Consider the following 20,639-nt stretch of genomic DNA (forward strand, 5'->3'; position numbering starts at 1 on the left):
GGGGGGGGGGGGCCCCCCCCCCGCCCGGGGGGGGGGGGGGGGGGGGGGGCGGGGGGGGGGGGGGGGACGCCCCCGCGCCGGGGGGGCGCCCCGGGGGGGGGGCCGGGCCCCCGCCACCGTGGTGTCACAGGCGCTTCGCGCTGCGCAGGGTGGTCGCGTAGTAGCCGTTGCCGTCGAGGCGCGAGGTGCCGCCCTTGTCGCCGATCGTCGGGCCGTTCACTTCCTCACGGCTGGAAATGAAGATCTTGTGGCCCTCGGTGTCGTGGCCCAGGTAGACGCCCACATGGTCGATGCGGTCCTTGGTGCGCGCGTCCAGTTTGAAGAAGACCAGGTCGCCGGGCTGGAGCACATCGATCGACTTCGGCCGGTCCGTCGCCCCGACACCCTTCAGCGGAATGACGGCGGCGCCCACGTCGGATCGGGCCATCCCGTTCGCGCTGCGCGGCAGACCGTCACCCCTGGTGTCGGAAGAGGCCAGCGGATAGCGGGCACGGTATCCCCACACGAGCCTCATGAATCCCGAGCAGTCGACGGAACGGGCACGCTTCGCCTCCGGCTGCATGCTGGTGCCGTCGCGGAAGGTGTACGGGATCCCGAGGTAGTCGTAGAAGTCGGAGAGTTCCTCGCGCAGGTCGTTGCCCGCGCTGCCGTTCGGGTTCAGCGGGCCGAAGTTGGCGTCGCCGGTGTAGGCGATGCCCTCGTCGTCCTTCTTGACCGGCGCGCCCTGGATGTACTGGAAGGCAGTGGCGAAGACATCCTCCTTGTCAGTGCCGTAGTACTCCTTGAACCAGTCCTTGAACCACTGCTCCTTCTCGGCGCCCTTGCGCCAGGGCTCCGGCATCAGCCGGACCCAGTCCTCGCTCACCACACGCGATGTGGTGTTGGCGGCCTCGGTGAACGTGCGGCTGGGGCCCTTGAGGGTCGCGGTGCGGGCCTTGTCGGTGAAGGTGGCCAGCACCTCGCCGCCCTCGCCGCGCAGCACGGAGCGCTCCGGGTTCTTCAGGCGCTCCCAGGTCTGCTTGCCGCTCAGCCGGCCGGTGCTCGACTCGAGCAGCGGGGTGTCGGTGACGGCCTGGATGGCCGGTGCCTTGGCCTGCTCCTCCTTGCGCAGCTCGACGGTCAGATACGCGCTGCCCGCGAGCAGCCCGATCACGATCGCCGCGTGCACGGCCGGACTGGTCTTCTTCTTGGCATTCATGAGGTCGGCTCCGGTGGGGCGGTCAGGCGGACGGCATGACGCCGAGGAGGATCCCGGCGGTGAGGACGACATAGGCCATGAGCGTCACCGAGCCGGTGGCGAGCAGCGTCGGCCCCTTGGGCTGGCGCACGAGCTGGTAGGCGATCAGGCCGGGAACGATGAATCCGAGGGTCTGGTTGGCGTACATCAGGGGGAATTCGAGCGAAAGCACGATCATCACCGTGGCCTGGAGCATCACGCCGGTGAGCACGACGGCGGCGAAGAGCCGCTTGCCGTAGAGGATCACGTAGCGCTGCAGCAGCAGAGTGCACACATAGGTGAGAACCGTGACACCGACCACCATCGCGGCGCGCTGCAGATCCTCGACGAGCGTGAGCGCGAGCCAGCCCGGGGTGATCATGCCGCCCGGCGAGAGATTGGTCGTCAGGTAGCAGACCAGGGAGAAGAGCAGCCCGAGCGCGATGCCGACCGCGGCGATCTCTGGGGTGAGGACGGAGGGGATCAACGGGGCTCTCCTGGGCTGTACCACTGCTGGGGTTCGTCGGTCGGGGATGCGGGCGCCGGGGCCACGCGGGGCTCGAACGGGCCGCGGGGCCCTCCGGCCTCGGGCGCGGTGGGCTGCGGTCCGCGCTGGTACGGCTGACCGTCCTGCGGACCGCGCTGGTACGGCTGACCGTCCCGCGGACCGCGCTGGTACGGCACCTCGCCATAGGACTGGTCACCGTGCGGCAGGGCTTCGTGCGGGCCGGGCCGGTGCGGCATGTCGCTCCGCGGCCCGCCGCCGTGAGCCGGCTGACCGTGCGCCACGTCGCGCGAGGGACGGCCGCCGCGCTGCTCGGGCACGTGGGGCCGGGGGGCGTACCGGTTCTCGTACGCCTCCGAGTACTGCTGGTACGGGTCGAGATGCGGGGCGTACAGCTGCATCGTGTCGACGTGCTCCACGACCGCCGGAGCGGGACGCCCCGGCGCGGCGGCCTCGGCAGGGTCTGCCGGCTGTGAGGAGGCTTCGACGGCGCTCTCGTCGGCCGGGAGCTCCGCGAGGTGCTCGAGGAGCAGCTCGCCCTGGCCGTGGATGTTGCCGATGGCGACCAGAGAGGAGTCGGGGCCGAGGTGGCCGAGCAGCTCGTGCATGAACTCCTCGCCGTCGCGCCCCTCGCCGCCCAGGTCGACGGCGCGGTCGCGCCACTCGGCGGGAATCGCGTCGATGGCGCTCTTGGCCGGGTGGCCGATGACCAGCACCTTGTCCGGCTGAAGGTCCGGCACGATCTGGCCCATCTGGCCGTTGCGTTCGACGCGGTCGGGGCGGCAGTTGATGACCACGTTCAGCGGGCGGTTGATCGCCCCGAGGTCGAGGAGCTGGTTGATGTTCATCAGCGTCGACTCGGGGTCGTTGGCCGCGAAGACGTTGGCGAAGCGCAGCTTCTTGCCGTCCTCCGTGACATACCGCTCGACGGAGAGCACACCCGGGTCCGGCGGGGCGTCGTACATGCCCTGCAGCGCGGTACTGCGGTCCACGCCCAGCAGCTCGGCGACAACCAGCGCGATCGCCACGTTCTCCTTGAAGGTGAACCAGCTGAAGCCGCGCAGCTCGTCGTCGGTGACCATCTCGGGGTCGGCGTAGACGAGCTTGCAGTCGCGGGCGTCCGCCTCCTCCTGAAGGACGTGGAAGCGCTCCTTCTCCGCGGTGACGCAGATACCGCCGTGCGGCATGGAGCGGGACAGCGAGCGGGCGATGTCGTCGAGGGTCGGGCCCATCTCGGCGACGTGGTCCTCGCGTACGTTGCACAGCACGCCGATGGTCGAGCGGATCAGCTTCGACTGGTTGATCTCCTGCAGGGCCGGCATGACGGCCATGCACTCCATCACGAGGGCGTCCGGGTGGTATGCGGCGGCCCGGCGGACGATGCCGATCTGCTCGACGACATTGGCGATGCCGAACTTGCGGTAGACCGGTTCCTCGGTGGCGTCGGGGTGGATGAAGCGGGCGGCCGTGCCGGTCGTCTTGGCCACCGTGGTCAGCCCGCCGCCCCGCAGCGCACCCGCGCACAGCCGGGTGATGGAGGACTTGCCGCGGATTCCGTTGACCAGGACACGGCTCGGTATGTGCTCCAGGTTGACGAAGTGGCGCCGCTGTTCGACGATCCCAGCGATCAGCAGGATGGCGCTGCACACCACCAGCACGGTGTAGAGGAAGAGCACGGCGGGTCAGTTCCTTCCGGCAACGGACGTCGCGGCGTCGCGCTTGCGCTGCTGTCCCGGCAACTGCTGCCGGATGAGCTCGAGGCTGCGGACGACGGCGCCGACCTCGTCGTGGTGGCGTGGATAGAGAACGGTGCGGCGGTCCCCGTCCGCGAGTGCCTCCGCCTGTCCGGCGAGGACGCGCAGCGGACGTACGACGACGATGTACAGCCATCCGAGGCAGGCGGTCGCGGCGGTGACGCCGAGCAGACCGGCGAGCACCGTGCGGTTCTGGAGGTTGTACTCGGCGATGGCGAGCCCGGAGGCGGGCTGCCAGCTCACGACGGTCCAGCCGAGCTTCTTGGCCGCGCCGCCGCCGTCGAAGGGCGCGGCGGCCGCGATGTTGATGTCGCCGCCGTCCCGGTAGCGGATGCCTCGGGGGTTCAGGTCCTGCTCCGGGCTCTTGCCGGCCTTCCGGTTGGCGCGTTCGACCAGGTTGTCGAGGCGGCTGTTGGGCAGCTCCTCGAAGGCGAGAAAGCCCGTGTTGCCGGCGATGACCTTGCGCTTCGCGTCGACGACACGGATCGCACCCAGCCCCGGCCGCTTGAGGAGGGAGTTGAGGAACTCGATCCGGAACTCGCCCACGACGGCGGTCCGCTTCCTGCCCGCGACCTCCGCGGTGCCGATGACGACCGGCCGCTTGCCCTGGTCGTCGAGAACCCGGATCGGCTGGCCGGCAGGGCCCTTGCCCGCGGGGCTGTGCGGATCGCCGCCAGCCCGGGCGAGGACGCGGCCGTCGGCGTCGAGAACATAGAGCGACTCGTAGCGCTGATGCTCGGACATCGTGCGCTCGAGGACCTCCGTCATCTCCGACGGCTTGGTGCGGTCGCCGACGAGGGAGGCGACCGACGCGAGGTCGGCGTGGCCCTCGTTGAGCCCGCGGCGCACCCGGTCGGTGAGGGTACTGGTGCGCTCGCGCTGGTCGTTGAGGATCTGCTTCGGCACCACGACGGAGTCGCCCGCGCGGTTGAGCAGGAGCAGCAGCGGGGCGGACCAGACGAGCAGGAGTACGCCGCAGACGGCGAGCAGGGTGATGGCGCCGAAGCGGCGCCGTGCCGGGGCCGACGCCTGGGCGGGCTCGCCCAGGAGCTGGCGGCGCAGCCGTTCCAGGGCGGCACCGATCCGCGCCGCCTCGCCGTACCTGGGCTCGGTCACGGGGCGCGTGAGGTCGCCGCGGGTGAGGCGGCGGCTCTCCAGGAACAGCCGGATCAGCGGGCGCTGGACGGTGCCGATCAGCACGGCCACGGTGACGCCGCCGATGAGGAGCAGCGCGCCCGCGGCGAGAAGGCCGAAGGCCGGGCTGCTGGTCGCGGCGGAGTCCTCTGCGACCTTGACCATGGCGACGACGGTGAGACCGAGGCCCGAGGCGACGGTCGTCTCACCGGGCTGGGACGCGGCGAGGGTCGCGTACCCGGCGATGGAGCGGTGTTCCAGGTAGCGCTCGCCGGTGAGGCTGCCGCTGACACCGGGGAAGCCGCCGGAGCCGGGTTCCTTGGCCTTGAGCGGGTGTTCCTTGGCCTTGTCCGCGGCGGACGCGGCGAAATCCTTGAGCTGTTCGCCGGAGTGGGAGATCTCCTTGCGCCGCGACTCGCTGCGTTCCTGACCGGGATCGGGGATGCCGTCCTGACTGAGCACCTGGCCCTGCTGGTCGATGACGGCGATGGCACGGGAGCTGCCGAGGCTGATGCCGGGGACCTTCAGGCCGCTGGAGGCGATCAGCAGCTTCTGCGGCTCGCCCGGCCAGTTGAGCACGGCGAGGGCGAGGAGCCGGGTCTCGCCGTTCTGGAGACGGACCATGCGGGGTGCGAGGCCGTTCTCGCCGGCGAGCTTGGAGCGGTCGATCGCGGTCAGAGGCACGTTCTCGCCGCGGGCGGCGAGCAGTTTGCCCGACTTGATCTCGACGACGGCCGTGCCCAGCCACTTCTGGTAGACGTTGCCGATCTTGTCGAGGACGGCGTCCGCGGACACGGGATCGGCGGCGTTGAAGAGTCCGGCGGTCCGCGTCAGGTCGGTGACGCTCTCGTCGATGGAGGCGCGCAGGGCGATGGCGCCGTCCTCGGCGTAGTGCTGCTGGGACGTCAGGACGGCCTTGGGCACGGCGTCGTTGCCGACGCGTCCGAAGGAGAGGGCGGTGACGCCCGCCAGAGCGAGGAGCAGAACCGACAGAACAGCTATAGGTGGACGTATCCCACCCAATAGGGACATGTCAGCTCTTCGGCGGACCTTATGCCGCCGCTTCGTTGTCGAAGCGGCCAAGGCGGGGCTCCTCTCCTGGAAACCATGAGCAAGGGCGGACATGAGGCGTGCCCGTAACGCCATGAAGACGTGCGGGCACGCGGCGTTACGCACTCCAGTGCGAACGCGCAGATCAGACCGGTGCCATGAGCATTGAGTTGTATGGATCGGGGGGAATGTGATCAAGGCCACGAGCAGCAGACGGAATCGGTACGGAAGCCGCTCCAGAGACAGCAGTTGGCGCAGTCGGCCCCCTGGTCCTGCCTCGCCCGAGCATAGTGCCCTCCGTGTGTCCGTACGCCGCCAGGCGGTGGGCCGGAGGCCCCGCGCGCGACGCGGACGTGGGAGCACAGGTCGACGGCGACCGGCGTGAGAGAGGTTTCATCACCTGGATATCTTTGAACTGCTATGACCACTGATCGAACCAAGACGGCGGCCATCGCGGCGATCGTCGTCGTCGCGGCTGTCGCCGTGCTCGCCGGGCTCCTGATGAGCCTCGACCGCCGCACCGGCCCCACAGAGAGTACGGGGCACCGGGACGACAGCACCAACCGGAATGCCACCGGAGCGGTGGACCTGGAGGAGCGGATCGCCCACTACACCTCAGGGTTCGGCGAGGAGAGCGGCTACCGCCGGCCGACCGGCGAGGACCGGCGAGCGGTCGCGCAGGGCGTCGGCCTGTTCCTCGACGGCCGCCGCCGGCAGGCCGAGGAGCGGTTGTCCGACGTGGACTTCGAGATCCGCACCATCACCGACAGCATCACGGGACGGCAGTTCGCGGAGATCACCGACCGGACGGAGGAAGGACCCGCGCCCCGGGGCTGGGGGCGGGTCTATGTCGATCTCGCCACACCCGCCCACTGGTCGGTGCAGGTGCCCCATCCCGTGGCCGACCGGCGCACCGAGTTCCTGGGCGTGAATGTGCTGCGGGGCACCAGTGGCGGCGTTCTGGTGATCGCCGGTGCACATCGCCGGGCCGGGCGCGGCGACGAGGCGGATGTGGCGCATCGCACCGACAGCGTCTTCGACGCCGTCTGCGACGAGCTCACCGAGCGGAGGCTGCCGGGCATCCAGCTGCACGGATACGCGGACGAGTCGGCGCCGGACTACGACGTCATCGCCTCCGCCGGCGAGGGCGAAGTGTCCCGCCCGGAGGGCCGTGCCCTCGCCGACGCCCTTCGCGCACGCGATTTCGACGTGTGCCGCGCCTGGGTCCACGACTGCCCGCTCGAAGGCCGGAGCAATGTCCAGGGCCACAAGGCGGAGCGGGAAGGTGTCCCGTTCCTGCACATCGAGTTCAGCAACACGGTCCGGATGTCCGGGAGCCGGGCCGGGCGCGCGGCGGAGGCGGTCCGGACGGTCACGGCGGCCTGGTCCCCGGACCCGGCCCGCCGCCCCGCGAGCTGAGTCAGACGACCGTCCAGGCTTCCATCGCCAGGCCCGTCTCGGCCTTCTGTCGCGTCACCCGGAGCGCGCCGTCCGATCCGAAGGCGGCCAGCACCACTCGCCCGTTCCCGTCGATCGCGAGGGCCGGTGCGCCGACGCACGGCTCCCCCGTCGCGGTCCAGACCGTGCCCGCCGACTCGTCCTCGGTCGGGTACGCGGCGAGTTCCGGGCGTCCGTCGCGGCCGAGCTGCGCGATGATCGTGCAGTCGTGCCCGTCGACCGGCGTACGGAGCAGCGCGACGGGTCCGGTGCCCCCGCTGCCGCCCAGTGCGGCCGGCTGGTCCATCCCCTCCCGCCAGGCCTGGACGGCGCCGGTGGCGGCGTCGCGCCAGAAGTGGGTCAGACGTCCGCGGCCGGTGCGCTCGGCGCTCACCGAACCGGGGACGGCCGAGACCTCGATGTCGTCGGCCCGGTCGAAGAACGCCGCTCCCGGCTCCTGCTGCACCCACCGCAGCACACGGTCCGGTGACACGGCAACGACCTCCATGACGCCCGCGTCCGTGAGGGTCACGGCCGGCACGCCCTGGACGTTGCTGCCCTTGAGGTCGGCCCACTTGCCCCAGCGGCCGTTCGCGTGCTGAGTGCGTCCGCACACCCCGCCGCAGGCGTTGGCTATGAACACATGGAGCAGGCCGTTGGTGTCCACGGCCGCCGCCGGCCTTCCGATGCGGTCGGCCAGCTCCTTGTCCTTCGGGTACGGCGTCCCGAACCCGCTCCAGTCCCGGATGGGGCGGCCTGACTGGTACTGAAGGGTCTGCGCCAGATCCGTGACGAGCTCACCGTCCGCGGCGCGGGTCTGCCGCAGCCCGACGAGCTGTACGTAGCCGTCGCTTCCCTGGGCGACGCCCAGCGAAGGCGTCACTCCGGGCGAGGGGAAGAGCTGAGGGCCCTCCCATTCCGGACCGCCCGGCCGGGTCTCCGTCCAGCGCAGGACGCCGTCGGCGCCCGGGGTGTAGGCGGAGAGCCGGCCGTCCTTGCCCCTGCGCAGCCAGCCGGTGGTCGGGGGCAGGGACGGGTCCGCGGGGAGCGACGGCGTCTCCTCGACCGTACGACGCGGCTGCATCCCGGACTCCGGGGACTCTTCCGCCCGCCGCTTCGACCTCCGCGCAGACCGCAGTGCCATTGCCCGTTGCCACCTTCCCTCAGCGCCTCCAAGCGCGTGATTCACGTGACGATAACACCTGGCGAACCCTTCGATCCGCGTGGCGGGAGACGGCTCTGTGCCACCGTTCCGGCATGCGGACTCTCTTGATCGTCGATGGCGCGAACGTGGTCGGATCTGTCCCGGACGGCTGGTGGCGGGACCGTTTCGGCGCCGCAGAGCGACTGCGCGACGCACTCGTACCGATCGCCCGGAAGGGCATTCCGGGACATCCGGGTCCGGTCGACGTCGTGCTGGTGGTGGAGGGCCAGGCACGGGGCGTGGAGTCGCTGCCGGAGGTACGCGTCGAGTCGGCGCCCGGCAGCGGTGACGACCACATCGTGGAACTGGTCAGGGCGGCCCCGGACCGTACCCGCGTCGCGGTGACGGCGGACCGCGGGCTGTGCGAGCGGGTCACGGCACTCGGAGCCGAATGCGTCGGACCGCGAACGGTACGTCCCTCCGGCCCGCGCACGTAGGGCACCGGGGCACAGGGCCGCCTACTTCAGCTGCTTGTCACGGGCCATGCCGAGGCGGCTGTGGGGCCGTCCGTACAGGAAGTACACGACGACGCCGATCGCCATCCAGACGGCGAAGCGGAACCACGTCTCCACCGGCAGGTTGAGCATCAGCCACACCGTCGCCGCGACCGACAGGATCGGGACGAACGGAACCCATGGGGTGCGGAAGGCACGGTGCAGATCGGGCCGGGTGCGGCGCAGGATGATCACACCCAGGGCGACGACGACGAACGCGAAGAGGGTGCCGATGTTCACCAGGGTGGCGAGTTCGTTGATGCTGGTGAAGCCGGCCACGATGGCGATGATCACGCCGAGCAGGATGGTGGGGCGGTAGGGGGTGCGAAACCGCGGGTGCGTGATGGAGAAGACCCGCGGCAGCAGCCCGTCGCGGCTCATCGCGAAGAACACCCGGGTCTGGCCGAGGAGCAGGATCAGACAGACGGTGGTGAGGCCGACGGCGGCGCCGAAGCTGATCACACCGGCGAAGAACGGATGCCCGACGGCCTTGAAGGCATCGGCGAGCGGGGCACTGACGGAGAGCTCGCTGTAGTGCTGCATACCGGTCACCACGAGCGCGACGGCCACATAGAGCACGGTGCAGATGAGGAGCGAGCCGAGGATGCCGCGAGGCATGTCGCGCTGCGGAAGCTTGGTCTCCTCTGCGGCGGTGGCCACGACGTCGAAGCCGATGAAGGCGAAGAAGACGACGGACGCGGCGGTGAAGATGCCCATGACACCGAAGTTCGTGGGTTCGTAGCCGAACATCACCTGGACCAGCGGGACGTCCCAGCCGGATACGCCGCCGGGCGGGCTCTGTGCCGGCGGGATGAACGGCTTGTAGTTGTCCGCCTTGATGAAGAACAGACCCGCGATGATCACGATCATGACCACCGTCACCTTGATGGCCACGACGATGGCCGTGATGCGCGCGGACAGCTTCATGCCGACGACCAGGATCGCGGTCAGCACCAGGACCAGCAGGAAGGCCAGGATGTCGAAGGTGCCTCCCGGCACGTCCGGTCCTTCGAGCGTGGCTGGTAGATGCCAGCCCGCGTTGTCGATCAGCGAGCGCACATAGCCGGACCAGCCGACGGCGACGACGGCCGTGCCGAGCGCGAACTCGAGGACCAGGTCCCAGCCGATGATCCAGGCCGGAAGCTCACCGAGCGAGGCGTACGCGAAGGTGTAGGCCGAGCCGGCCACCGGCACGGTGGAGGCGAACTCGGCGTAGCAGAGAGCGGCCAGCGCACAGACGATGCCCGCGGCGACGAAGGCCAGCGCCGTGGCGGGGCCCGCGTTCTCCTTGGCGACCTTTCCGGTGAGCACGAAGATGCCCGTGCCGATGATGACGCCGACACCGAAGACCGTCAGGTCCCAGGCGGAGAGGGATTTCTTGAGCGCGTGCTCGGGTTCCTCGGTGTCCAGAATCGATCCTTCGACCGATTTGGTCCTGAACATCCCGGAATCAGGCGATTTCTGCTCCGTGCTCACCGGCGTACCTCCGTACACATGGCCGTAAGCCCATGATCGGGAGGGGTGCGGGACCTCGCCCGTCCAGCCGGGACATTTCACACGAATGGACCGGCCGGACCCCTTTCGGGTGGTCCGACCGGCCCAATGCGTGGGTGACGGTTGCGCCCGGTGGCCCGGACTTCAGTCGCGCGCGGGCTCGGGAGCCTCTGCGGGGTCGTCGTCGAGACGGCCGTCGAGCTTCGACACCAGCCCGGTGACCTGGCGGGCGATGTCCGGGGCGGTCAGGCCGATCTCCGCCATGACCTCCTTGCGGGAGGCGTGGTCGAGGAAGCGCGGCGGGATGCCGAAGTCACGCAGCGGTACGTCGACTCCCGCGTCGCGCAGCGCCTGGGCGACGGCCGAGCCGACGCCACCGACCCGGCTGTTGTCCTCGACGGTGACGACAACGCGGTGCCGCTCGGCGAGCGGGGCGAGCGCCTCGTCGACCGGCTTGACCCAGCGGGGGTCGACCACGGTCGTGGAGATGCCCTGCTTGTCGAGCAGGTCCGCGATCTCGAGGCACATCGGGGCGAGCGCACCGACGGAGACGAGAAGGACGTCGGCCATCGGGGCACCTCCCCGGGGGACGGTGCCCGGCTCGCGCAGGACGTCCATGCCTCCGACACGGCCGACGGCCGGGACCGCGGGGCCGACGACGCCCTTGGAGTAGCGCACGACGGTCGGGGCGTCCTTGACCTCCACGGCCTCGCGCAGCTGGCTGCGCAGCTGCTCGGCGTCGCGCGGCGCTGCCATCCGCAGCGTCGGGACGACCTGGAGGATCGACATGTCCCACATGCCGTTGTGGGACGCGCCGTCGTCACCGGTGACCCCGGCACGGTCGAGCACGAAGGTGACACCGCACTTGTGCAGGGCCACGTCCATCAGGACCTGGTCGAAGGCGCGGTTGAGGAAGGTCGCGTAGACGGCGAAGACCGGGTGGAGCCCGCCGGTGGCGAGACCGGCCGCCGAGACGGCCGCATGCTGCTCGGCGATACCGACGTCGTAGATCCGGTCGGGGAAGGCGTCCGCGAACTTCTTCAGACCGACGGGGTGCAGCATGGCCGCGGTGATCGCGACGACGTCCTCGCGCTCCTTGCCGATCTTGACCATCTCGTCGGCGAAGACGGAGGTCCAGCTCGCGGCGGCGGTCTTGATCGGCAGACCGGTGTCCGGGTGGATGACGCCGACGGCGTGGAAACGGTCCGCCTCGTCCTCCAGGGCCGGGTCGTAGCCGCGGCCCTTCTCGGTGAGGCAGTGCACGATGACGGGGCCGCCGAAGCGCTTCGCACGCGTGAGCGCGGACTCCAGGGCGGCGATGTCGTGGCCGTCGATGGGGCCGACGTACTTCAGGCCGAGGTCCTCGAACATGCCCTGGGGCGTGATGAAGTCCTTCAGGCCCTTCTTGGCGCCGTGCAGGGTCTCGTAGAGCGGCTTCCCGACGACGGGGGTGCGCTCCAGGATGTCCTTGCCGCGGGCGAGGAAACGCTCGTAGCCGTCGGTCGTGCGGAGCGTGGCGAGATGGTTCGCGAGTCCGCCGATGGTCGGCCCGTACGAACGCTCGTTGTCGTTGACGACGATGACGAGCGGGCGGTCCTTGGCGTCGGCGATGTTGTTCAGCGCCTCCCAGGCCATACCGCCGGTGAGCGCGCCGTCGCCGATGACCGCGACGACATGGTCGTCCTTCTTCAGCACCTGGTTGGCCTTGGCGAGGCCGTCCGCCCAGCCGAGGACCGTGGAGGCGTGGGAGTTCTCGATGACGTCGTGCTCGGACTCGGCACGTGAGGGGTAGCCGGAGAGCCCGCCCCTGGCCCGCAGTCTCGCGAAGTCCTGACGGCCCGTGAGCAGCTTGTGCACATAGCTCTGGTGCCCGGTGTCGAAGAGCACCTTGTCCCGCGGCGAGTCGAAGACCCGGTGGAGGGCGATGGTCAGCTCGACCACGCCGAGGTTGGGCCCGAGGTGTCCGCCGGTCTTGGACACCGCATCCACGAGAAAGGTCCGGATCTCTGCTGCCAGCTGATCGAGCTGCTCCGGGCCGAGCCGGTCCAGATCGCGCGGTCCCCTGATACGGGTAAGCAACGCCACCCGTGCCTCCTTGCGTATGAGCTGGTCGAGCTTGCCGATCTGTCGAGTCTAATGTTCCGCTCTCGGCGGCTGTCATCGGGCGGGTGGGTTGTGTGTCGCGCAGTCGCCGGACACGGACCTGCGACATGCGACCTGCGACCTGCGACCTGCGACCTGCGACCTGACGGGCACACAGCAGTGCCCGGCGCCGCAATCCGGCGCCGGGCACTGGGGTTTGTCCGCTATGCGCGGCCTGCGGTCTTCTGCGTCTTGCGCGTGACCGAGTCGATCACGACGGTGGCGAGCAGCACACCGCCGGTGATCATGTACTGGATCGGTGTGGCGATGCCCTCGAGCGCGAGACCGTACTGGATCGAGACGATCACCATCACACCGAGCAGCGCGTTCCACGTACGGCCGCGGCCACCGAAGAGGCTGGTGCCGCCGATGACGGCCGCCGCGATGACGTTCATCAGAAGGTCACCCGCGCCGGCGCTCTGGTTGGCCGCCGCGATCTTGGAGGCCCAGAACAGACCGCCGATGGCCGCGAAGGTGCCCGCGATGGCGAAGACCGAGACCCGGACCGCCGTGACGTTGATACCGGCACGGCGGGACGCCTCGACGCTGCCGCCGAGGGCGAAGATCTTACGGCCGTAGGCGGTGCGCCGGAGCACGAAGTCCGTGATCACCAGCACGGCCAGGAACAGCACCAGCGCCAGGGGCAGGCCCTTGTACTGGTTGAACATGAACGCCGCTGCGAAGGACACGATGGCCAGCAGAATCGTGCGGAACACGATGTCCCCGACCGGCCGGGAGGGGATTCCGGCGGCCTCACGGCGACGGCTGTCGAAGTAGGACGAGAGGAAGAAGCCCGCCACGGCGACCGCGGCGAGGCCGTAGGCGGCCGCCACGTCCGAGAAGTAGTACGTGGTCAGCTTGCCGACGACACCATCGCTGTCCAGGTTGATGGTGCCCTGGTCGCCGAGCAGCTGGAGCATGAAGCCGAGCCAGAAGAGCAGGCCGGCCAGGGTGACGGCGAAGGCGGGTGCGCCGATCCTCGCGAAGAAGAAACCGTGGAGGGCACCGATGGCCGCGCCGCTCGCGAGCGCGACGAGCACGGCGAGCCACTCGTTCATCCCGTGGGTGACCGTGAGTACGGCGACGATCGCCCCGGACACCCCGCTGACGGAGCCGACGGACAGGTCGATCTCACCGAGCAGCAGCACGAAGATGATGCCGACGGCCATCATGCCGGTGGCGACCATCGTGACGGCGATGTTGCTGAGGTTCTGCGCCGAGAGGAACTGTGAGTTCAGGCTCTGGAAGATCACGCAGATCAGGATCAGACCGATGACGACCGGGATCGAGCCCAGATCACCGGCGTGGAGCTTGCGCTTGAACTCCGAGATGTAGCCGGCGAAGCCCTGCTCGCGCACCAGCAGCCGGGGGTCGACCGCGGTGACCGCGTCGTGCGCGGCGTCCGGGTTCACTACCTCGTGTCCGCCGTAGACCGGGGAGGAGGTCTTTTCGGTGCTCACTTCTGGACCTCCGAGGTGCGCGCCGCGCGCCGGGTCACCGCGTTGTCCGTGGCACCGGTGATGGCGGAGATGATCTCTTCCTGCGAGGTGGACTTGACGTCGAAGACGCCGTTGTTCCGGCCGAGCCGGAGCACCGCCACCTTGTCGGCGACGGCCTTCACATCGGCCATGTTGTGGCTGATGAGGATGACCGCGTGACCCCGCTCGCGCAGCCGCTCCACGAGGTCGAGCACCTGTGCGGTCTGCTCGACGCCGAGGGCGGCGGTGGGCTCGTCGAGGATGACGAGCTTGGGCTCGCCGAGCATCGAACGGGCGATGGCCACGGTCTGCCGCTGGCCGCCGGAGAGCGAGGCGATCGGGATACGGACGCTCGGGATGCGGATCGAGAGCGTGTTGAGGAGCTCGCGGGAGCGGCGCTCCATCTCCACCTCGTTGAGGACTCCGCGCCTGCGGAGCTCACGGCCGAGGTAGAGGTTGCCGACGACGTCGATGTTGTCGCACAGCGCGAGGTCCTGGTAGACGGTCGCGATGCCCAGGTTCTGGGCGTCGTGCGGCTTGTTGATCGACACCGCCCTGCCCTCCCACTCGATGACGCCCTCATCGATGGGGTGCACGCCTGCGATCGTCTTGACCAGCGTGGACTTTCCGGCGCCGTTGTCGCCTACGAGGGCGACCACCTCGCCGCCATGGACCTCAAGCTCTACGTCGGTGAGCGCCTGAACGGCACCGAACCGCTTGGAGACCCCGCGCAACGCCAGCACGGGCGTAGCGGACACGTGAACCATCTCCTTCGCCGCCTGACCGGCGGGGATCCCGCGCCGGGGAGGTGGCGCGGTGGTTGAGCAGAAGCAAGGGAGAAGCGTTTCTGTCCGGTGCCCCGCCCCGATAGCGGGGGCTGGAAGGGGGCAGGGGCACCGGCAGGCTTCGGGAGGTTCCTGGATCCCAGGGATCAGGCGATCCCTGTGCGGATCAGGAGACCTACTTCAGGCCGAGCGCGTCGCAGGCGGCCTTGTACTTCGGGGTGCAGATCTCGGCGACCGTGTAGACGCCGTCCTTGATGACCGTGTCCTTGATGTTGTCCTTGGTCAGCGAGACGACCGGGACGAGCACCGACGGGATGCCCTTCTGCGTGGGGCTGTCGACCCGGGCCGTCTCGATGCTGCCGAGCTTCTTGCCCTTGGCGAGCGACACGGCCATCTCGGCGGCGGCAGCGGCCTCCGGCGCGTACGGCTTGTAGACGCTCATGAACTGCTCACCCGCGACGATGCGCTGCACACCGGCGATCTCGGCGTCCTGACCGGTGACCGGCGGGAGCTTGGCGAAGCCGCCGGCCTTCAGGGCGGTGATGATGCCGCCCGCCATGCCGTCGTTCGCGGAGTAGACGCCGATGATCTTGTCCTTGCCGAGGGCCGAGATCGCGGCCTCCATGTTGGCGTTGGCGTTCTCCGGCTTCCACTCCTTGGTGTCGTACTCCTTGCCGATGTTCACCTTGCCCTTGAGCTCCTCGAGCGCGCCCTTCTTGAAGAGGGCGGCGTTCGGGTCGGTGATCGCGCCGTTCATCATCACGATCTGGCCGTCCTTGGCCTTGGCGCCCAGCGCCTCCAGGAGTGCCTTGCCCTGGACGTGGCCGACCTCTTCGTTGTCGAAGGAGGTGTAGGCGTCGATCGGGCCCTCGGCGAGGCGGTCGAAGGCGACGACCGGGATGCCGGCCTCCTTGGCCTTCTTCACGCCGCCCGCGATCGCCTTGGAGTCGACGGCGTCCACGATGAGGGCGTCGACCTTGTTGGTGATCATGGTGTCGACCTGCTGGGTCTGCAGCGTCGCATCCTGCTTGGCGTTCGCGTAGACGACCTTGGCCTTGCCGCCCGTGAGCTCGCTGATCTTCTTCTCGATGAGCGGCTTGTCGAACTTCTCGTAGCGCGCGGTCTGGTTCTCGGGGAGAAGGAGACCGATGGTGAGGTCGTCACCCTTCGCGGCACCGGTCTTGGTCCCGTTGTCCCCGGACTCCTTGGCGCTGCCACAGGCGGCGAGGGACACGGCCATCGCGGTGGCGGCCACAGCCACGGCGGCACGACGCATCTGCGTGTTCATTCAGAAACCTCCCTGACGAGGCCGCGTCGTTGCGGCCGAGGTGGCTGGAAGTCAACTCGGCCGCCAGGCCAGCGTCAAGGAGTAAATCCTTAACGAGATGACAACGGTGCCATTCGTTATCTAAGTGAAGGCAGGCGCCCCGGCCGGTACCGAGCTGTCCAGAAGTGTCGAATCGCCCATTTCGCTGAGCACGAGCGCCAGCGCTCCGAGCACCTCGGCCCGTCCGCCCAGCGCTCCCGGCAGAACGGTCAGCTGGCGGGCCGCGCTGGGAATCGCGTACCGGGAGACCGACTCACGGATCGGTGCAAGGACCAATTCTCCCGCTTCGGCCAGGTTCCCGCCCAGTACCACGCGACTGGGATTGAGCAGGTTGCACAGGTTGGCCACACCGCTGCCCACGTGCCGCCCCACATCGGCGATCACCCGCCGGCAGCCGGGGTCCCCCTCGCGTGCGAGCTGGACGACGCGCTCCATGGTCAGGTCCGGTCCATGGCTCGGCTGCAGCAGCGGCAGGACGTACCTGGCGGCCGCGAACGTCTCCAGACAGCCGCGGTTGCCGCAGCGGCAGACGGGCCCCGACTCGTCCAGCGTGATGTGCCCGATCTCGCCGGCCGTGCCGCCCGGGCCACGGTAGATCTGGCCCTCTATGACCAGACCGGCACCGACACCGCCGGCGACCTTGATGTACGCGAGGTCCCTGACCCCGCGCCCGCTCCCCCAGACCAGCTCGCCCAGGGCGCCCAGATTGGCGTCGTTGTCGACGTACACGGGCACACCGAGACGGCGGGAGAGCTCCTCGCTGGGGTTGATCCCGGTCCAGCCCGGCAGGATCGAGGTGGAGCCGAGCGTCCCGGACTCCACGTCGATGGGCCCCGGTACGCCCAGACCGACGCCGATGACCTTGTCCGGCCCGATCCCGGTGGTCTCGATCAGCCGATTGACCAGCACTTCCGCCCGGTCGAAGCCCTCGGCGGACGATGCGTCGACATCGAGCGGCTCTGACTCCTCCGCGAGCACCTGATGGGCGAGATTGCCGATGGCGACCCGCAGATGGGTGTGCCCGAAATCAACGCCTATGACGATGCCGGCGTCCCCGCTGAGGGAGACGCTGCGGGCCCGTCGGCCGCCCGCCGAGGTCGGGGTGACCTCGACGGTCCCGCCGTCCTTCAGTTCACGAACGATGTTGGACACCGTGGCGGCGGAGAGGCCGGTCGACCTCGCGATCTCGGCCTGCGTGAGCGAGCCGGCCATGCGCACCGCACGTACGACCCGCTCAAGATTGGCCCGATGCAGAGATGTCTGCGACCCCGGAGTCTCCATCGACTCACACACTCCCGCTCATTACTCCAACATGTGAACTCTAAGGGGAGCCTTTAGGGCCGCTCCCCGTCAAGACCTGAGGGACCACGGAACGCCCGCCGACGGAGCCGACGGGCGGTGTTCGCTCGGTCACACGGAGGGGACGGGGGCTGTTTCCGGGCTCCTGCCGTCAGAGCGGCGACGACCTGACGCTGGAGGGCGATGTACGCGGCCGGCACCGGAAACATGGCTATCACGATGCGCCCGGCAGTCGAACACGGCAGGGATGGGGATCGGGGTGGTGGACGGTGTTCACGACGTGAAGTGCCGCCCTTCGCAGGTGGCCGCCTGCGCACGTTTCCGCGCCTGAGGACCGACCCTCCGGCAGCGTGGCCGGCTTCTGAGACGACCCCTCTGCCAAGTGCTGCGGGAAAGTCCGGGCGCGACCCGTCAGCGACAACGGCGGGCGTTGAGCCGGGCGGCCTGGCGCGTCAGGTGGTCGCGCTCTGCGAGGTTGGGTGCCTTTCCGGCAGCCTCGGCGTACAGCCGTGCCGCCGTCGCCACGTCGCCGTCGCGCTCGTGGAGGTACGCCGCCACCGCGGCGTGGCGGGGCACTGAGTCGTCCAGCGCCGCGAGCGCCGCCAGGCCGGCGCGCGGTCCGTCGGCCTCGCCGACGGCCACCGCGCGGTTGAGCCGGACGACCGGGCTGTCGGTCAGGCGCGCGAGCTCGTCGTACCACTCGACGATCTGCACCCAGTCGGTCTCCTCGGCGGTGGGTGCGTCAGCGTGGAGTGCCGCGACGGCGGCCTGGGCCTGGAACTCGCCCAGCCGGTCGCGGGCGAGGGCCGCCTGCAGGATCTCGACGCCCTCGGCGATCGACCCGGTGTCCCACCGGCCGCGGTCCTGCTCGGCGAGCGGCACCAGGCCGCCGTCGGGCGCGGTTCGGGCCGCGCGCCGGGCGTGGTGGAGCAGCATGAGGGCGAGCAGCCCCGCCACCTCGGGGTGGTCGATCGCGGCCGCGAGCTGCCGGGTGAGCCGGATGGCCTCGACGGCGAGGTCGACGTCGCCGGAGTAGCCCTCGTTGAAGACCAGATAGAGGACGCGCAGCACGGTGGCGACGTCGCCGGGCTGGTCGAACCGCACGCCGGAGACGGTGCGCTTGGCCCGGCTGATGCGCTGCGCCATGGTCGCCTCGGGCACCAGGTAGGCCTGGGCGATCTGCCGGGTGGTCAGCCCCCCGACGGCACGCAGCGTGAGCGCGACCGCGGATGACGGCGTCAGCGACGGGTGGGCGCACAGGAAATAGAGCTGGAGCGTGTCGTCCACCGTGGGCGCAGGCCCGGCCGCCGGCTCCTCGTCGACGAGGTCCTCACGCCGGCGGCGGGCGGCGTCCGCACGGGTCGCGTCGAGGAACCGGCGCCAGGCCACGGTGACCAGCCAGCCCTTCGGGTCCCGCGGGGGGTCGTCCGGCCAGACGCGGACCGCCTCGACCAGCGCGTCCTGCACGGCGTCCTCGGCCGCCGCGAAGTCGGCTCCGCGGCGGACGAGGATCGCGAGGACGCTGGGCGTGAGGCTCCTCAGCAGGACCTCGTCCACCTCAGTGGCACTCCGTGATGGTGGGCGACGCGGTCAGGAACGGGCGCAGCTCGAGCCATTCGTGGATCGCCTTCCCGCCCGCTCCGGGGGCGGCCGACAGTTCCCCGGCCAGCTCGACGGCGCGCTCGTAGGTGTCGACGTCGATCACCATCCAGCCGGCGATGAGGTCCTTGGTCTCGGCGAACGGGCCGTCGGTGACCGGCGGGCGGCCCTCGCCGTCGTACCGGACCCACGTCCCCTCGGGAGCGAGCGCCTGACCGTCGACGAACTCGCCGGTCTTCTCCAGCCGGGCCGCGAAGTCGTTCATGTACTGCACGTGGTCCGAGATCTCCTCCGGCGTCCATCGGTCCATGGGCACGTCGTTGACCGACGCCGGGGCGCCGCGGTAGTGCTTGAGCAGCAAGTACTTGGCCATCGTGTTTCTCCTCTGTGCTGTGCGACCCATTCTGGTCGCGTTCATTGCAGGGACGGAGCCAGGCACGGGTTCTCGACATCGCCGTCCCAATTCTTCGGCTCTCGTAGATGAGCCTGGGTGAGCCGTCTCGCGGTGTCCGGGTCCACGGCGTGGCGCGAGGGCGGGACGGAGCGAGTCCTTCCAAGATCCAAGCAACTGCTGCACATCGAGTCCGACGCCGGTCCGACCGGCTGCCGGACTGCTGGAGCGCCGCGCGACGGGCCTTACCGGACATCAGGATCTGGACAAAACGCCAACCGCCCGCCGACGGAGCCGACGGGCGGTGTTCACCCGGTCACACGGAGGGGACGGGGGCTATTTCAGAGCTCCTGCCGTTAGACCGGCGACGACCTGACGCTGGAAGACGATGTACGCGGCCAGCACCGGCAGCATGGCCATCACCAGCCCGGCGAACAGCCCCGACCAGTCGCCCTTGTACCCCTGGCTCACCGCCAGCTGCACCAGTCCCTGCGAGAGCACCTTGTTCTCCTGCTCGGTGTTGAGCACCGTCGGCAGCATGTACTGGTTCCACTGCCCCAGGAAGTTGAAGATCCCGACGCTGATCAGTCCGGGCTTCGCCATCGGCAGCATGACCTGGAAGAAGGTCCTGGTGTGCGAGGCGCCGTCGATCAGCGCCGCCTCGGCCACCGAGGTCGGCAGCGTCCGGAAGAAAGCGGTCAGGAAGAAGACGGTGAACGGCAGCGAGTAGGCGATGTAGACGAGGATCAGCCCGTGGATCGTGTTCAGGAGCTGGATGTTGTTCATCACATAGAACAGCGGGACCAGCGCGAGCATGATCGGGAAGCTCATTCCCCCGATGAAGAGGAAGTAGATGAAGCGGTTCCCGGGGAAGTCGAAGCGGGCGAGGACGTAGGCCGCCATGGAGCCGAGCAGCAGCGTTCCGGCGAGCGACCCGGCCACCACGAGCACGGTGTTGAGGAAGTAGTCGCTCATGTGCGCCTGGTTCCAGGCCCGCGACCAGTTGTCGAAATGCAGCGTGTCCGGCAGTGACCAGGGCGAGCTGAAGATCGCGTTGTCGTCCTTGAAGGACGTCATCACCGCCCAGAGCAGCGGCATGACGACCATGAAGGCCCAGAGGACCAGCATGCCGTGCGAGAAGACGTTGAGTACGACGCCCTGCTTGCGCCTTTTCTTCCTGGGCGGCACATCGGTCTTCGTGACCCGCGGCAGTTCCTCGGAACTCCGGGCGAGCGGGGTGTCTGTGACCTTCACCGGGATTCACCTCGTGCTGTCATGCCGGCCACCACGACCGGCCTGCCGTTGTGCCGGGGGTCCGGAAGCTGTCCCA

16 protein-coding genes and 1 pseudogene are annotated in these 20,639 nt (G+C 69.5%); 2 read left to right on the forward strand and 15 right to left on the reverse strand.

The genetic code is table 11. The features are described 5' to 3' along the window. Positions 1–124 precede the first annotated feature (124 nt). The 4 genes from ACFU5O_RS25680 to ACFU5O_RS25695 are packed head-to-tail and all read right to left on the reverse strand — an operon-like array spanning position 125 to position 5,641. Entirely contained in the window at positions 125–1,198 is a 1,074-nt protein-coding gene (locus tag ACFU5O_RS25680) for a C40 family peptidase (protein ID WP_384244170.1), read from the reverse strand. Between the two features lie 22 nt (positions 1,199–1,220). Then, positions 1,221–1,703 carry a poly-gamma-glutamate biosynthesis protein PgsC/CapC gene (locus ACFU5O_RS25685; RefSeq protein WP_384244171.1) on the reverse strand — a complete coding sequence of 161 codons (483 nt, stop codon included), beginning with the start codon at positions 1,701–1,703 and terminating at the stop codon, positions 1,221–1,223. Then, positions 1,700–3,397, reverse strand: a complete 1,698-nt coding sequence (gene pgsB / locus ACFU5O_RS25690) for a poly-gamma-glutamate synthase PgsB (RefSeq protein WP_384244172.1) — start codon at positions 3,395–3,397, stop codon at positions 1,700–1,702. Before pgsB ends, ACFU5O_RS25685 begins: the two co-directional genes overlap by 4 nt. 6 nt (positions 3,398–3,403) lie before the next feature. After that, entirely contained in the window at positions 3,404–5,641 is a 2,238-nt protein-coding gene (locus tag ACFU5O_RS25695) for a HAMP domain-containing protein (RefSeq protein ID WP_384244174.1), read from the reverse strand. 438 nt (positions 5,642–6,079) lie between these two features. On the opposite strand from ACFU5O_RS25695, the gene ACFU5O_RS25700 reads away from it, so the two are divergent. Beyond that, positions 6,080–7,078, forward strand: coding sequence for a hypothetical protein (locus ACFU5O_RS25700; RefSeq protein WP_384244175.1), 999 nt, complete (start codon positions 6,080–6,082; stop codon positions 7,076–7,078). Between the two features lies 1 nt (position 7,079). Here ACFU5O_RS25700 and ACFU5O_RS25705 read toward each other — a convergent pair whose 3' ends face one another. Beyond that, positions 7,080–8,240 (reverse strand): hypothetical protein, encoded by a 1,161-nt coding sequence (locus tag ACFU5O_RS25705; RefSeq protein ID WP_384244176.1) that lies wholly within the window; start codon positions 8,238–8,240, stop codon positions 7,080–7,082. A 113-nt stretch (positions 8,241–8,353) separates the two neighbouring features. On the opposite strand from ACFU5O_RS25705, the gene ACFU5O_RS25710 reads away from it, so the two are divergent. Further along, entirely contained in the window at positions 8,354–8,737 is a 384-nt protein-coding gene (locus ACFU5O_RS25710) for an NTP pyrophosphohydrolase (protein WP_384244177.1), read from the forward strand. A gap of 21 nt (positions 8,738–8,758) precedes the next feature. On the opposite strand, the gene ACFU5O_RS25715 is transcribed toward ACFU5O_RS25710, so the two are convergent. The 10 genes and pseudogenes from ACFU5O_RS25715 to ACFU5O_RS25760 form a co-directional block, all read right to left on the reverse strand. After that, the gene (locus ACFU5O_RS25715) at positions 8,759–10,237 is read right to left on the reverse strand and encodes an amino acid permease (protein ID WP_384244179.1); all 1,479 of its coding nucleotides are present in this window, start codon (positions 10,235–10,237) and stop codon (positions 8,759–8,761) included. 195 nt (positions 10,238–10,432) lie between these two features. Further along, positions 10,433–12,373: a 1-deoxy-D-xylulose-5-phosphate synthase gene (gene dxs / locus ACFU5O_RS25720; protein ID WP_384244180.1), complete on the reverse strand. Its 1,941-nt coding sequence runs from the start codon at positions 12,371–12,373 to the stop codon at positions 10,433–10,435. 221 nt (positions 12,374–12,594) lie between these two features. Next, positions 12,595–13,890, reverse strand: a complete 1,296-nt coding sequence (locus ACFU5O_RS25725; RefSeq protein WP_384244182.1) for a sugar ABC transporter permease — start codon at positions 13,888–13,890, stop codon at positions 12,595–12,597. After that, positions 13,887–14,675, reverse strand: coding sequence for an ATP-binding cassette domain-containing protein (locus tag ACFU5O_RS25730; RefSeq protein WP_384244183.1), 789 nt, complete (start codon positions 14,673–14,675; stop codon positions 13,887–13,889). Before ACFU5O_RS25730 ends, ACFU5O_RS25725 begins: the two co-directional genes overlap by 4 nt. 193 nt (positions 14,676–14,868) lie before the next feature. After that, positions 14,869–15,981 carry a sugar ABC transporter substrate-binding protein gene (locus ACFU5O_RS25735; RefSeq protein WP_384244184.1) on the reverse strand — a complete coding sequence of 371 codons (1,113 nt, stop codon included), beginning with the start codon at positions 15,979–15,981 and terminating at the stop codon, positions 14,869–14,871. A gap of 120 nt (positions 15,982–16,101) precedes the next feature. Then, positions 16,102–17,301, reverse strand: coding sequence for an ROK family protein (locus ACFU5O_RS25740; RefSeq protein ID WP_384244186.1), 1,200 nt, complete (start codon positions 17,299–17,301; stop codon positions 16,102–16,104). Positions 17,302–17,453: 152 nt separating this feature from the next. Further along, positions 17,454–17,540: pseudogene (locus tag ACFU5O_RS25745) on the reverse strand (carbohydrate ABC transporter permease); the annotation flags it as partial. A gap of 190 nt (positions 17,541–17,730) precedes the next feature. Beyond that, positions 17,731–18,876, reverse strand: coding sequence for an RNA polymerase sigma factor (locus ACFU5O_RS25750; RefSeq protein ID WP_384244187.1), 1,146 nt, complete (start codon positions 18,874–18,876; stop codon positions 17,731–17,733). A gap of 1 nt (position 18,877) precedes the next feature. Next, the gene (locus tag ACFU5O_RS25755; RefSeq protein ID WP_384244189.1) at positions 18,878–19,291 is read right to left on the reverse strand and encodes a YciI family protein; all 414 of its coding nucleotides are present in this window, start codon (positions 19,289–19,291) and stop codon (positions 18,878–18,880) included. 354 nt (positions 19,292–19,645) lie between these two features. After that, on the reverse strand, positions 19,646–20,563 hold the full coding sequence (locus ACFU5O_RS25760) for a carbohydrate ABC transporter permease (protein ID WP_384244190.1): 918 nt from the start codon (positions 20,561–20,563) through the stop codon (positions 19,646–19,648). Positions 20,564–20,639: the final 76 nt, after the last annotated feature.

This window comes from Streptomyces sp. NPDC057445 (genome assembly GCF_042802855.1).
Classification (GTDB): domain Bacteria; phylum Actinomycetota; class Actinomycetes; order Streptomycetales; family Streptomycetaceae; genus Streptomyces.